Below are 12920 nucleotides of genomic sequence, written 5' to 3'. Positions count from 1 at the left end.
TGCGGGCTCGGCGGCGCGGACGGGGTGTGACTGCCCGGAGGCGCCCACGCGCCTCGCCGACCTGGCACACGATGCCTCGGGCGGCGCTGGTCTCGGCGAGCGCGCAAGCATCCCCGTCGCCGGCCCTCAGCCGCAGCCCTCAGTCGCGGCCGCGCGGCAGCATGAGGGCCGCGGCCGTGGTGGCCGCCAGCAGCACGGCCGCCACGCACAAGACGACCCGCAGGCCCCCAAGGAACTCGCCCCGGTCCGCGACCAACGCTCCGAAGACGGCCACCGCGAGCGCGCCGCCCGTCTGCCGGAAGGAGTTCAGGATCCCGGCGGCCATTCCGGCCCGGTCCGCGGCGATGTCGTTCAACAGGACGGCGGTCAAGGAGGGCACGGCGAGACCCAGACCGAGTCCTACCGGGACCAGCAGCACCGCGAGCGACGCTCTGCTCGTCCCCTCGTCCGCCCAGAGCAGTCCGAGCAACGCCAGCGCGAAGACCGCCTGTCCCACGGCGATCGGCATCCGCGGCCCGAAGCGTGCCGCAGCTCTGGCCGACGCCAGGTTGGCTCCCGCGATCACGGCCGTCATCGGCAGGAACATCAGCCCCGCGGCCATGACGGACAGGTTCAGAACGTCCTGGAAGAACAGGCTCAAGACGAACACCAGCCCGTAGAAAGCCGCGTTGACGACGAAGCCGATCGCGACCGAGAGCGTCACCGTGCGCGAGCGGAAGAGGTCGAGCGGGACCATCGGCGCGGCCGTACGCGCCTCGACCAGGACGAACGCGGCCGTCGCCGCCGCGGCGAGCCCCAGACAGCCCAGCACCACGGGCTCGCCGAAGCCGCTCTCCCCTCCCTCGATCACCGCGAAGGCGAGCGCCGCGAGCGCGACGACCGCCGTGAGCTGGCCGTACGGATCGAGCGGCGCGACACGGCGCGGCGAGCGCTCGGCGCGGGTCGACACCGCGAGGGCGGCGATGCCGACGGGCAGGTTGACGACGAAGACGGCCCGCCAGCTCAGGGTGCTGGACAGCACCCCGCCGACCACCGGTCCTGCGGCGACCGCGACGGCTCCGACGACGGTCCACAGCGCGATGGCCCGCGCCCGTTCGGCCGCGTCGGGGAAGGCCTGACGGACGAGGGCCAGCGAGGAGGGCAGCATGACCGCCGCCCCGATCCCCTGGATCAGCCGGGCGGCGATCAGCGCGCCCAGATCCGGCGCCAGCGCGCAGGCAGCCGAGGCGACCGTGAACACCGCGACGCCGACTCCGAACGCGCGGCTCGCCCCGATGCGGTCGGAGAGCGTGCCCGCGGAGAGCAGCAGCGCGGCGAACATCAGCGTGTAGGCGTCCACGACCCACTGCAGCCCCGCCGTGCTGCCGCCGAAGGCCCGGCCGATCTCGGGCAGCGCCACGTTCATCGCCATGGCGTCGAGGTTGAGCACGAAGACGCCCAGGAACGTGGTCGCCAGGATCGCCTTCGGTGCGGTCGTGCGCCGCCGGGCATCTCGTGCCCCGTCCTTCGCCCTGCGGGCCGGTACAAGACTGGTCATCCGCCCAGGCTGGCGACGCTCGGGAGGGCGGGGCAGACCGTGGTCTTCCGGGGTGCGCCAGAGGGGGGTGTGACAGGGCCAGGCTCCCGCCCTGCCCGCTGATCGCCCGCTGGCATACTGACGCCATGACCGAGTTCGGGAAGTTCCTGCGGGCCCGCCGCGGCGAACTGGGCCCGGCAGACGTCGGGCTGCCTGCCAGGACCGGCACGCGCCGCACACCGGGTCTGCGCCGGGAGGAGCTGGCGGCGCTGGCCGGTGTGAGCATCGACTACTACGTACGTCTGGAACGCGGCAAGGAGACCCGGCCGAGCCCGTCCGTGGTCGACGCGCTGGCCGACGCGCTCCGCCTCGACGACGAGCAGCGCGGCTTCCTGCGCGAGCTGGCGGCGCGAGCGGCGCGGCGTGCGCCCGAGCCCCGCGCCCTGCCGTCGCGGTGGGTCCGTCCGACCGTCGCACAGCTTCTCCAGACGCTCCGGCCCAACCCGGCGTACGTCGTGAGCCGCACCAACGACCTGCTGGCGGCCAACCCCGGCGGGCTGCGGCTGCTCCACGGCATCGCCGACTGGCCGGAGCGGCAGCGCAACACCGTCCGGTACACCTTTCTGCACCCGGCCGCCCGCGAGCTGTGGGTCGACTGGGAACAGAAGGCCAAGGGCTGCGTCGCCCAGCTGCGGGCGATCGCCGGCACCGATCCGGACGCCCCGGATCTCGCCTCGCTCGTCGGCGAGCTGATCGTCAAGAGCCCCGACTTCAACCGGCTCTGGGAGCGGTACGAGGTGCGCACGATCGGCGACGGCCGCAAGACGCTCCGGCACCCGGAGGTCGGCACGATGACGCTGTCGCACGAGGGGCTGACCCTCAACCGCGCACAAGGCCAGCGCCTCGTCGTCTACATGGCGGCGCCCGGCAGCCCGGACCACGACGCGATGACGCTCCTCGACCTCGCCGCCTCCGGCTCGTCCGACGGCTCCGGCGACTCGGCGCCCCTGGCGCCCTCCAGGGGACAGGACTAGCCGTCCCGTCCCTCCCGTCGCACGCTGTCGCGGCGCCGGCTCATCGGCGTGCGGAGGAGCTCAGGACGACGCCGCGGCCGGCGAAGAACCGGTCGAGGTCCGTCCAGGACACCGTGTGGAACTCCTGGGAATGGTCCGGAAAGCCGGACGGATTGTGCAGCACGACCCCCTCGGGGCCGGCGCCGACGGCGAGCACCAGATGGCCGCCGCGCTGGGCCGGACGGGGGTCGAGGGTCCGGATGGTCTTGTGCACGGACAGCAGCACCAGGCCCCCGGCGGCGACCTCCGAGTCGATCTCCTCGGCCGTCAACTCGGGCCGTGCCTGGGCGTGCAGGCCCCAGCGGCGGGTGACCCAGTCGGCGAAGGGGGCGTAGATCAGCCCCTTCACGGTCGTCTCCCCGGTCCGTGCATACGCGCCCGCGTCCAACGCCTCGCGCAGCAGCGGCGCCGACGGCGGCACCGGGTGGCCCCAGAAGTCCAGCGCCATCCGCAGGCACGCCAGTCCGCAGATCCGCGGCGCCCAGAAGGCGTACTCCTCGCGGCTGTCGGCCCCGGACTTCTGCCACAGCGGATCGTCGGCCGACGACCGGGCGCCCGTGACGAACTCGGGGACCAGGCCGGCGGACTCCCACTGGGAGTAGTACGGGACGCGGTGGATCGTCGCAGAGTCAGCCATGGCCACAGTCTGCTCGACCGCGCTGACGCCGTCTCATGCGCCCCTCACCCGTGTGCGCGGGGCCGGCGCCCGATGCGAGAAGATCACTCCCATGACGCATACAGACTGCCCATCGCTCCTGTCCTTCCGTCAGGCCGACGAGAGCGATCTGCTCGAACTCGTGCGCCTGCGCGACGCCGCCGCCCGCTGGCAGATCGAGCGCGGCATACGCCAGTGGAAGCCCGGCGAGCTGGGCCGTTCCCACTTCGAGGCGATCCTGCGCGAGGGCGAGGCGTGGATCGCGACGCTGGGCGACCGGGGCCCGACCGTCGGGGCATGGGAGCTGTGGTGGGACGACCTCCCCGCCTGGGGCGAGCAGCCGCCGGTCGCCGGCTATGTGCACCGGTTGATGACCGACCGGCAGACGGCGCCGCCCGGAGCGGGACTGGTCATGCTGGCCGAGGCCGAGCGCCGGATCGCCCGCTCCGGCCGCGCGCTGTGCAGGCTGGACTGCCTGTCGGACAACCCGCGGCTGCGCCGGTACTACGAGGACGCGGGGTACACGGTGGTCGGCGAGCAGCCCTCGAAGAACGGCGACGGGGGAAAGCAGTACGGCGTCACGCTGCTGGAGAAGCGACTGCGCGAACAGTGACCCCGTGTCCTGTGCCCCGAGGCCAGGCGTCCCCCCGCGCCGCCCGGCGGATCGGGACGCCTCAGCGGAACTCGTGAACGACCTGGATCTCGCCGACGATATGGGCGTTGAACTCCTCGAGCTCCTCCGCGGGCACCCACAGCTCGAGGATCGTCCGCCCGCCGACCTGCTGGACGGGGTAGCGCGCCAGGAACGCGGAGTCGACCTCGAAGCGCGTGACGAACCCCGCGCCGGAGTGCTTGACGTTCCAGTCCCGCGCGATCTTGATCGCGTAGTCCTCGTCGAGCACCGGGTAGAAGATCGGCTGCTCGGGCAGTCGCGGCGGCCAGGCGCGCCAGTTCGACTCCCGCACCAGCTCTAGCTCCTCGGGCCCGGTCGGTCGCCACAGGGTCGTCGTCGCACGTCGGCTGGTCATGGGTCGTCGCTCTCTGGTGGGGCGGCCGCGCCTCGTCGGCTGGTCGGGGCGGCTCGCGGAAGCCGACGATAGCGACGCCGTGACCCGGACGACCAGCCATTTAGCTCTCGGGGACGGCACGACGGGCGGGGAACGACGGGCCGGGAGCACCGGGTGCGGAGCACGGAAGGCACAACGTATCCGCCTCGGATCTGGAGGATCAACCAAGAGGCGTTCCGGCTGATCAGCCTGGCATCTACGATGTCAGTCACCGCATTCGCCTCGTGAATGTGAGATGCCGTGGCCTGTGCGCGGCAGCCGCGCAAGGAGCAGAGCATGCACGTCGAAGACCTCCTCCAGATCGACAGCCTCGACCTCACCCTGCTGTGGGCCGAGGACCCGCTGCTCAGCCGGGAGATCAGCGGGGTCACCGCCACCGACCTGGAGGACCCCGCCCGGTTCCTCCAGCAGGGGGAGATCGTCCTCAGCGGACTGGTCTGGTGGAGCCGGGGCGACGGACGAGCCAAGATCGACCGCTTCGTCTCCGCGCTGCGCTCGACCGGGGCGACCGCGCTGCTGGCGGGGGAGGAGACCCATGGCGCCGTTCCCGACGAGGTGGTCGACTCCTGCCGAGAGCACCGGATCGCGCTGCTCGCCGTACCCGCGCACACCAGCTTCCGAGCAGTCACCGAAGCGGTCTATCTGCGGCAGTGGGGCGACCTGAGCCGCCGGCCCACACACCACTACTCCCTGCCGGAGAACGTACGCAACGAGCTCAGCGGGCTCCTCGACCGCGACGCAGGCCCGGACGAACTGCTCGACCGCGCCTTCGCCCACCTCGGCACGGTGCCCGGCTACCTCCTGACGGCGAGCGGGCGCACCGTCGCGCGCACGCCCTCGGCGCCGCCGCTGCCCGTGCGGCGCGCGCTGGAGAGCCTGCACGGCGCCTCGCACCCCGGGGTGACCTTGCGCGTCCAGGCCGACGGCACGCCCTACGACGCCTGGCGCCTCCATCTGCCGGACGCCGCCGACGCACCGCCGCGGGTCCTGCACGAGATCGCCGAGGTCCTCGCCCAGTACCGGCACCACCACGACCGACGGCAGGCGGCGCGCCGCCAGTCCGCGGACGAGCTCATAGCGCTGGTCGACGACCCGGCGGCGGACGCCAACGCCCTGGAGGCGGCGCTGCGTTCATGCGGCCTTCCCGCGCGGGGGCCCTATCGGGTACTGGCGGCCACGCTGGGCGCGGACGGGCGGCCCGGCGCGGCGGGCGCGCTCGCCGAGGCGCTCCGCCACCGCCCCTCAGCCCTCTTCGCGGTCGCAGAGCGACCGGGCGGCGAGGCGGTGGCCGTAGTCCACGACGACGCGGACACGGCCGACGCCGACGTGCCCGGCTCTGGTGCGGACGAAGCGTGGCCCGGCCTCGACGACGTCTGGGGCCGGCTCCAGGACTGCGACCCGGACGACACGCCGCACGCCGGAGTCAGCACCGCGACGCAGGGCCCGCAGCGGCTCAACGCGGCGCTCGTCCAGGCCCGTTACGCCCTGGCGTCGGCCAGGACCACCGCGTCGCGCGCCGCCCGTATGACGTCCGTCGCGGATCTCGCGACGCTGGGCTCGCTGCTCGCCGGAGTGCCCGCCGACGTCCGCGCCGCGTACCGAGCCAAGACTCTGGGACCGCTCCTGCAGAGCGACAGCGCCTCGCACACCATGCTCCTCAAGACGCTGGAGGTGTTCCTCGCGAACCACTGCTCCTGGGCCCGCACCGCCGAGGCGCTGCATCTGCACGTCAACACCGTCCACTACCGCGTCCAGCGCATCGAGGCCCTCACCGGACGCGATCTGTCCCGCCTCGACGACAGACTGGACCTGCGCGCGGCCCTGCTCTGCCGATGACGCCCAGCGTGTCGGGCATCGAGCCCGACGCCGACTGGTCAGGGGAGGTCGATATGCACATTCGTCGACTTCACCCGTGCGGTGACCGTGACTCCGACCTCGATGCCCAGCTCCTCGACGGCCTCCCGCGTCACGAGGGACACCAGCCGGTGCGGGCCGGACTGGATCTCGACCTGCGCGGCGATGTCGTCGGTCTTCACGGCGGTCACGATCCCGGCGAACGAGTTCCGCACCGAGGTGAACACATCCTCCGGGACAGGATGCAGCCCCTCGGCGCGCTCCTTGGCGAAGGCGGCGAGGCTCGCCCCGTCGAGGGTCCGGTTGGCGGTCGCCGAGCCGTCCCGGACCATGCGCAGCCGCCCGCTGTCCGCCCAGCGGCGAACGGTCTCGGAACTCACGCCCAGCAGCCGCGCTGCCTGCCCAATCGTGTATGACGGCACACGCGCACTCTAGGCCAGCACGAGCCGGCCGCTCATCGCCCTCCAGCGGACGCCCACCCGCAGCCGTGCCCGCCGCCGCACCCGCAGCCGCCCGCTGCCGCCGCGGACAGCGGGCCTGGTGCGACAGGGGCGAGCGGGGGGTTCGGCCATCTGCGGCGCCCCGTCTGGTCAGCCTGCGGACACCGCCGAGTCGTACGGGGAGGGCATCTTCCTTCTCGTACGACTCGGCTGCCGGCCGCGGCCGCGCGGCGGCGCCGAGGGAGAGGACGCCGACCGTGGCCCTGAGCCGGAGGCCTGACGTGCGGAGACTGCCGCTGCGTCAGATCGTGTGTCTGACGCCGATCGTGCTGATCGCCCTCTGGGCCGCGGCCCACGGGGAGGTCATCGCGGACGGCCTGCGGCGACTGCGGGGCGCCGACCCGCTGTGGCTGCTCGCCGCGGTGGGCGTCACATGTCTGTGCTGGGTCGCGGCCTCCTGCGTACGGCAGGGCGCGATCATCGAACGGCTGCCGGCGGGCCGGCTGCTCGCCTCGCAGTTCGCCGCGGGCGCGGCGAACCACGTACTGCCCGCCGGGCTGGGCGCGCACGCGGTGACGCTGCGGTTCCTGCGCAACTGCGGGGTGCCGCTCTCCCGTGGGACCGCCTCCCTCGCCCTCTACTCGCTCGTCGAGCCGATCGCCCGGGTCCTCCTGCTGATCGTCCTGCTCCTCGCCGTCCCCGGAGCGCTGCCCCTCGACGAGGTGACGCCCGACGGCGGCGCCCTGGCCGTCCTGCTCGGCGTGGTCACGGCCGTGCTCGCCGCGCTGCTGGCGTCCCTGTGCGCGATACGCCGACTGCGCCGGGCCGCCCGTGACTTCCTGCGTACCGCGCTGTCCGACGCCCGCGTGCTGCACACCCGGCCCGCCCGGGTGCTCGCGCTGTGGGGCGGCGCGTTCGCCTTCCCCGCGCTCCAGGGATGCGTGCTCGCCTCGGTCGCCCTCGCCCTGGAGGCGCCGCTGCCCTGGCTGCACGCGGCCATCGCCTATCTGGCGGCGAGCGTCGCGGCGGGAATGGTCCCGACCCCCGGCGGCATCGGCTCCGTGGACGCGGCGCTGGTCGTCACGCTGGTCGCCGCGGGCGCGCCGCTGACGGTCGCCACCGCCGTGGTCCTCGGCTTCCGGATCATCACGCTGTGGCTGCCGCTGCTGCCCGGGGCTCTGGTGCTGGGCGCGCTGGTGCGCTGGAAGGTGCTGTGAGCGGACCCCGCCCGTGGCCCGCTCCCCGCCCGGGACCCGCTCCCCGCCCGGGACCCGCTCCTGACTCGCTTGCGGACTCGGACCCGTTCAGGACCCAGCGACGTGCGCCGTGGTCGTACTCGTAGACGGGCCGTCCCCGCACACCGCTCGTACGGAACGGCCGCCCGTCGTCGTCGATCCGCACCCGCCCGACGTCGTCGCCGCTGCTCCACTCCAACTCCAGGTACCAGTCGCAGTCGCAGTCGACCGTGCGGCCGACGACCAGCAGCGTCTCGGGGTCGTCGGCCGCCACCTTGTACGGGAAGGAGACGGCGGGGATCGGCTCGCCCGAGTCGTTGCCCGCGACGGAGCGCGCGATCGGGCGCGGCGCGTCCAGGTCGACGTCGAACAGACGAGGCGTCAGCGACCCGCCGCAGCCCAGGTCCATGCGGTAGACGCTGCGCTGGGCCGGCGTCCGCTGGGCGACCACGCGCACCCGCGCCGACTGGAGGACCACAGCCTTCTCGCTCCGGCCCTGGAGCGTGATCCGCACCCGGGTGTCGGCGCCGTGCAGCGCGCCGACGGACCGCGCCCACGGCTCGGCGTCGGCCTGGTCGGGCGGCGCGGGCACCTGGGCGGGGTCGCGGTCGAGGAGGTAGGAGTGGTCGCAGCCGTTCTGCCAGATGTGGTCGTTCGTGCTCCAGGTGAAGGGCAGCTTGCCGCGCTCACGCGGTGAGAGGGCGGGTGCGCTCTGGAGAGCCGGCGCCTTGGGCTCGCTCGGCTTCTCGCCGGTCGGCTCGGACGAGGGACCGGCGGCGCCGTTCGCCGTTTCCTCGGGGGAGGGGGCCGGCGCGGTGCTCGGGCCGGCCGGGCGGGGTAGCCCGGAGGCGGCTGATCTGCCGCTCGCGTCCTGTGCGGCCGAGCTTCGCCGGTCCGCGCCCGCGAGGGAGCCGTCCACGGCGACCAGCAGCAGGACGAGCGAGACCACCGCCGCGGCGAACGCCGTGACGTAGGCGGTACGACGGCTCCTCAGCTTGACGTACGCGCTACGACGGCTCCTCAGCGCGAGCACCGGCGTCGCCGCGACCCCCTCTGTCACGGCAGCCGCCTCTGGCACGGCAGGCGCGGCTGACACAGCCGGTATCGCGACGACAGCCGCCTCCGCCCCCGCCTCCTCCTGCCCTGCCTCCTCCCGCGCCGCCTCTCCCGCCGGCTCCTCGTCGCCCCCGCTCTCCGCGTCCGCGGCGCCCTTCGACGAGGTCGCCATCGCCTCCTGCCGTCTGCTCCGCTCCGCGTCCGCCAGCACCCACAGCCGGTGCAGCGCGACGAGGTCGTCGCCCGCACAGCCGCAGAACCGCGCCAGCCTCTCCACCGGCGCGAACTCCATCGGCACCGTCTGGCCCGCGCAGTAGCGGTGCAGCGTCGACCCGCTGACGCCCACCCGGCGAGCCAACGCGCCATAACTGCGCCCTGATCCGTCCCGGAGCTCACGCAGCCGCCCCGCCAACGCCCCTGCCGCCGACTCTTGTGATGTCACCCAGCGCTCCAGCCCCCGCAGCCGTCCCAGACGGCGTTCCAGCCCCTCGACAAACCCCACGTCAACGGGGGTGGAATGGTTCCACCCCGCCACCAGGCCGTGTGGTGCTTGCCGACGGGCCGACAGAGCGCCCAAGCTGGCGATCGTTCAGCCAGACCACTCACCGGGGGAAGCCCTTCCATGACCAGGATCCGTATCGCCGCCGTGACCGCAGCGGCCGCCGCCATGACGCTCGTTCCGCTCACCTCTGCCACGGCCGCCGTCACGGCGGCGCCGAAGTTCCTCTCGGCGTCGCAGCTGCCGGCCAGCAGCACCCCGTGGCACGCCGACCCGGTGAAGCAGGGGCTGCCCGAGTTCGGCTCGGTGTGCACGCAGAACGTGACGCCGGCCGCGGGCACCAGGCACCGCGACTTCAGGACGGAGCTGGACACCGGCGCCCGCCAGACGATCACCGTCGCGCCGACCGAGGCCAAGGCCAAGCAGCTGGCCGCCAAGCTCCGCGCCTCGATCGAGACCTGCCTCGACCGGCTCAAGGAGGCCGACCCCGGGCTCGAGGGCGAGGCGTTCTACCACGGCAGGGTGAACGTCGAGGAGGGCGCGCACGTCTACAGCATCGACACCCAGCACCCCGAGGTCGGCTCCACCGACATCGGCCTCTACTCCATCGGCCGCGACGGCCGCGCCGTGACCGTCATCGAGTGGGGGCAGCTGGGCGAGCTCGACGGCGCGCCGCTGGAGGGCTTCAAGAAGACCACGCGCGTCGCGGTCGCCAAGCTCTACTGACGGGGGGAGACAGCGGGCTCCACGCCGACCCGTCGGCGTGGAGCCCGCCGCGCTGGGGCGCCCGTCAGGGCTCTCGTCCCTCCGCCTTGTCCAGCTCGTCGTCCAGCGTCATCGCCGCAGTGATGAGCGACATATGGGTGAACGCCTGCGGAAAGTTCCCCAGTTGCTCGCCCGTCGGGCCGATCTCCTCCGCGAAGAGCCCGACGTGGTTGGCGTAGGTGAGCATCTTCTCGAAGGCGTACCGCGCCTCGTCGACCCGTCCCGCCCGGGCGAGCGCCATCACATAGTGGAACGTGCACAGCGTGAAGGTGCCCTCCGAGCCCCGCAGCCCGTCCGGCGAGGCAGAGGGGTCGTAGCGGTAGACGAGGCTGTCGGAGACCAGCTCGCGCTCCATGGCGTCGAGCGTGGAGAGCCACCGCGGATCCCTCGGCGAGACGAACCCGACGAGCGGCATCAGCAGCAGCGAGGCGTCCAGCACCTCGGTGTCGTAGTGCTGGACGAACGCCTGGCGCCGCTCGCTCCAGCCGCGCTCCATCACCTGGAGGAAGATCTCGTCGCGGGCGGCGGTCCAACGGTTCAGGTCGGCCGGGCGGGCGTATTCGCGGGCCAGCCGGATGCCCCGGTCGAAGGCCACCCAGGACATCAGCCGGCTGTACGTGAAGTCCTTGCGGCCGCCGCGGGTCTCCCAGATTCCTTCATCAGGCCGGTCCCAGGCGCCCGCCAGCCAGTCCAGGACCCGACACACGGCCAGCCAGCCCTGGTAGCCAGCGGCCTCCGAGACGCCGGTGAACTGGGCGATGGCGTACGCCGCCTCGCCGTAGATGTCGAGCTGGAGCTGGTCGGCCGCGCCGTTGCCGATGCGCACGGGGAAGGACTTCCGGTACCCCTCGAGATGGTCCAGGACCTCCTCGCCCAGCCGCGGATCGCCGTCCACCCGGTACATGATCTGAAACGGCTCGCCGGAGGCGGTCGCGCCCGCGGCCACCCGCGCCGCCAGCCAGTGCCGGAAGGCGTTCGCCTCCTCGGTGAACCCCAGGTCGATCAGGGCGCGCACGGACAGCGAGGCGTCCCGGATCCAGGTGTAGCGGTAGTCCCAGTTGCGCTCGCCGCCGATCTGCTCGGGCAGACCCGCGGTGGCGGCGGCGACCGGCGCGCCCGTGGGGGCGTATGTGAGGAGCTTGAGCGTGACCGCCGAGCGGTTGACCGTCTGCCGCCAGCGGCCGCGGTATCGGGAGGCCCGCAGCCATCCGTGCCAGAACTGGACGGTCCGAAGCCAGGCCGTCTCGGCCGACTGGCGGGTGAGCTCCTCGGGCGGCGGGCCGTCTGCGGCGCAGACGGTCAGCACGACGGCGGCCGACTCGCCCGCCGCGAGCGCGACGACGCCGCCCACGTCCCGCTCGCCGGCGGCGCCCAGCGGGGCCGTGCTCTGCAGGTGCACGTCGACGCCGGGGCCGCGGAAGAGGGCGTAGTCGCCGGCGTCGGCGACGCTGAGCGTGTGCGCGGCGCGCCCGTAGTCGAAGCGCGGCGCGCACTGGACGGTGAACCGCATGGCGCCGCGTACGACCCGCATGACCCGGAGGATCCGGCGGCGGTCCGTCGTGGTCTCCGGGTCGTCCACGGGCATCAAGTCCACGACCTCGCCGACCCCGTCGGCGGTGAGGAACCGGGTGACCAGGACGGCCGTGTCGGGCAGATAGAGCTGGGTGACCCTGGCGCCTGGGACGTCGGCCGCGATACGGAAGCCTCCCCCGCGGTCGTGGTCGAGCAGGGCGGCGAAGAGGCTGGGCGAGTCGAAGCGCGGCGCGCAGAACCAGTCGATCACGCCGTCCGAGGACACCAGGGCGACGGTCTGCAGGTCGCCGATCATCCCGTGGTCGGCGATGGGAGGGTAGCGGCGCATGGAGTCCCTCCCGGCGGTCGACCTGGACAGCACCATCCTGCGACGCCTCGGGGGAACCCGCATGACGAGCCGTTGGGCGGGGGCCGGGGCGGGGAGCTGGAGCGCCTCGCCCGCTCTGGATGCACATCGGCGGCGGCCGGCGCCAGGGGGAACCGGTGTGTGATCGTTTCTGCGGTGAAGTTCTCCACTCTTCGGGGTGAGCGCCCGTGCCCTCTCGCCCGCGGGGCGGTGCGCACTCGGTATCAACATGCACATGATCAAGTACACGGCACATGCCCTCAGCGCCATCCTGCTGACCCTCGTCCCCCTCACCTCGCCCGCCCCCGCCCAGACCCGGGCGGTCAGGGTCCTGAACGACGCCGTCGAGGAGATCTCGGTCGCCGCGGAGAATCCGGACGGATACGAGCGGAGCAAGTTCGAGCACTGGAACGCCGGGCAGGACCCGGACGACGGCTGCGACACCCGCCACGAGGTCCTGCTCGCCGAGGCTGCGGTCGCCCCCGCGAACGGCCCCGGCTGCGTCCTCGCCGGCGGCGCATGGCACTCCTACTACGACGATCAGCAGGCCACCGACCCCGCCGCGCTCGACATCGACCACATGGTCCCCCTCAAGGAGGCCTGGGAGTCGGGCGCCTCCGCGTGGACCGCGGCCCGGCGCGAGGCGTACGCCAACGACCAGGGCGTGGCGACGTCGCTGGCCGCGGTCACCTCCCGCGTCCGCAAGGACAAGGGCGAGCAGGACCCGGCACAGTGGCTGCCACCCCAGCCCGAGAGCCACTGCCGGTACATCTCCGAGTGGGTGGATCCTCGTCATCTTCTTCTGGACGCCGCCGCACTACTGGCCGCTGTCGATGAAGGTGAAGGAGGACTACGCGCGCGTGGGCGTGCCCATGCTGCCC

At 73.2% G+C, this 12920-nt stretch carries 11 protein-coding genes and 2 pseudogenes; 7 read left to right on the top strand and 6 right to left on the bottom strand.

What is annotated here, in order from left to right; genetic code table 11:
* Positions 1–139: 139 nt before the first annotated feature.
* Positions 140–1537 (bottom strand): MFS transporter, encoded by a 1398-nt coding sequence (locus tag AB0M39_RS30075; RefSeq protein WP_365369110.1) that lies wholly within the window; start codon positions 1535–1537, stop codon positions 140–142.
* Positions 1538–1662: 125 nt separating this feature from the next.
* Here AB0M39_RS30075 and AB0M39_RS30070 point away from each other — a divergent pair, with 125 nt between their 5' ends.
* Positions 1663–2550, top strand: a complete 888-nt coding sequence (locus AB0M39_RS30070) for a helix-turn-helix transcriptional regulator (RefSeq protein ID WP_365369109.1) — start codon at positions 1663–1665, stop codon at positions 2548–2550.
* 40 nt (positions 2551–2590) lie between these two features.
* Here the strand turns inward: AB0M39_RS30070 and AB0M39_RS30065 are convergent, their stop codons facing one another.
* Positions 2591–3226, bottom strand: coding sequence for a C39 family peptidase (locus AB0M39_RS30065; RefSeq protein ID WP_365369108.1), 636 nt, complete (start codon positions 3224–3226; stop codon positions 2591–2593).
* Between the two features lie 91 nt (positions 3227–3317).
* Between AB0M39_RS30065 and AB0M39_RS30060 the strand changes: the two genes are divergently transcribed.
* Positions 3318–3857 carry an N-acetyltransferase gene (locus AB0M39_RS30060; RefSeq protein WP_365369107.1) on the top strand — a complete coding sequence of 180 codons (540 nt, stop codon included), beginning with the start codon at positions 3318–3320 and terminating at the stop codon, positions 3855–3857.
* Between the two features lie 61 nt (positions 3858–3918).
* Here AB0M39_RS30060 and AB0M39_RS30055 read toward each other — a convergent pair whose 3' ends face one another.
* Positions 3919–4272 carry a hypothetical protein gene (locus tag AB0M39_RS30055; RefSeq protein ID WP_365369106.1) on the bottom strand — a complete coding sequence of 118 codons (354 nt, stop codon included), beginning with the start codon at positions 4270–4272 and terminating at the stop codon, positions 3919–3921.
* Positions 4273–4587: 315 nt separating this feature from the next.
* On the opposite strand from AB0M39_RS30055, the gene AB0M39_RS30050 reads away from it, so the two are divergent.
* Positions 4588–6147 carry a PucR family transcriptional regulator gene (locus AB0M39_RS30050; protein WP_365369105.1) on the top strand — a complete coding sequence of 520 codons (1560 nt, stop codon included), beginning with the start codon at positions 4588–4590 and terminating at the stop codon, positions 6145–6147.
* Between the two features lie 38 nt (positions 6148–6185).
* On the opposite strand, the gene AB0M39_RS30045 is transcribed toward AB0M39_RS30050, so the two are convergent.
* On the bottom strand, positions 6186–6587 hold the full coding sequence (locus AB0M39_RS30045) for a TOBE domain-containing protein (RefSeq protein ID WP_365369104.1): 402 nt from the start codon (positions 6585–6587) through the stop codon (positions 6186–6188).
* Between the two features lie 299 nt (positions 6588–6886).
* Here AB0M39_RS30045 and AB0M39_RS30040 point away from each other — a divergent pair, with 299 nt between their 5' ends.
* Positions 6887–7822: a lysylphosphatidylglycerol synthase transmembrane domain-containing protein gene (locus AB0M39_RS30040; RefSeq protein WP_365369103.1), complete on the top strand. Its 936-nt coding sequence runs from the start codon at positions 6887–6889 to the stop codon at positions 7820–7822.
* On the opposite strand, the gene AB0M39_RS30035 is transcribed toward AB0M39_RS30040, so the two are convergent.
* Positions 7752–9398 (bottom strand): helix-turn-helix domain-containing protein, encoded by a 1647-nt coding sequence (locus tag AB0M39_RS30035; RefSeq protein ID WP_365369102.1) that lies wholly within the window; start codon positions 9396–9398, stop codon positions 7752–7754. The genes AB0M39_RS30040 and AB0M39_RS30035 overlap by 71 nt on opposite strands.
* Before the next feature lie 120 nt (positions 9399–9518).
* Here AB0M39_RS30035 and AB0M39_RS30030 point away from each other — a divergent pair, with 120 nt between their 5' ends.
* Complete coding sequence (locus tag AB0M39_RS30030; RefSeq protein ID WP_365369101.1) at positions 9519–10121, top strand: hypothetical protein; 603 nt, start codon at positions 9519–9521, stop codon at positions 10119–10121.
* Positions 10122–10185: 64 nt separating this feature from the next.
* Here AB0M39_RS30030 and AB0M39_RS30025 read toward each other — a convergent pair whose 3' ends face one another.
* Positions 10186–12021: a glycoside hydrolase family 15 protein gene (locus AB0M39_RS30025; RefSeq protein ID WP_365369100.1), complete on the bottom strand. Its 1836-nt coding sequence runs from the start codon at positions 12019–12021 to the stop codon at positions 10186–10188.
* A 247-nt stretch (positions 12022–12268) separates the two neighbouring features.
* Between AB0M39_RS30025 and AB0M39_RS30020 the strand changes: the two are divergent.
* Both AB0M39_RS30020 and AB0M39_RS30015 read left to right on the top strand, forming a co-directional pair.
* Positions 12269–12643, top strand: a pseudogene (locus tag AB0M39_RS30020) (HNH endonuclease); the annotation flags it as partial.
* Positions 12644–12827: 184 nt separating this feature from the next.
* A pseudogene (locus AB0M39_RS30015) lies at positions 12828–12920 on the top strand (protoheme IX farnesyltransferase); the annotation flags it as partial.

It is taken from the genome of Streptomyces sp. NPDC051907, assembly GCF_040681075.1.
Lineage (GTDB): Bacteria > Actinomycetota > Actinomycetes > Streptomycetales > Streptomycetaceae > Streptomyces.
This window is presented reverse-complemented; position numbering and strand designations above follow the sequence as displayed.

Excerpts from the sequence above, each read along its gene's own strand:
- AB0M39_RS30075 (WP_365369110.1), bottom strand. The coding sequence starts at position 1,537 with ATGACCAGTCTTGTACCGGCCCGCAGGGCGAAGGACGGGGCACGAGAT.
- AB0M39_RS30070 (WP_365369109.1), top strand. The coding sequence starts at position 1,663 with ATGACCGAGTTCGGGAAGTTCCTGCGGGCCCGCCGCGGCGAACTGGGC.
- AB0M39_RS30065 (WP_365369108.1), bottom strand. The coding sequence starts at position 3,226 with ATGGCTGACTCTGCGACGATCCACCGCGTCCCGTACTACTCCCAGTGG.
- AB0M39_RS30060 (WP_365369107.1), top strand. The coding sequence starts at position 3,318 with ATGACGCATACAGACTGCCCATCGCTCCTGTCCTTCCGTCAGGCCGAC.
- AB0M39_RS30055 (WP_365369106.1), bottom strand. The coding sequence starts at position 4,272 with ATGACCAGCCGACGTGCGACGACGACCCTGTGGCGACCGACCGGGCCC.
- AB0M39_RS30050 (WP_365369105.1), top strand. The coding sequence starts at position 4,588 with ATGCACGTCGAAGACCTCCTCCAGATCGACAGCCTCGACCTCACCCTG.
- AB0M39_RS30030 (WP_365369101.1), top strand. The coding sequence starts at position 9,519 with ATGACCAGGATCCGTATCGCCGCCGTGACCGCAGCGGCCGCCGCCATG.
- AB0M39_RS30025 (WP_365369100.1), bottom strand. The coding sequence starts at position 12,021 with ATGCGCCGCTACCCTCCCATCGCCGACCACGGGATGATCGGCGACCTG.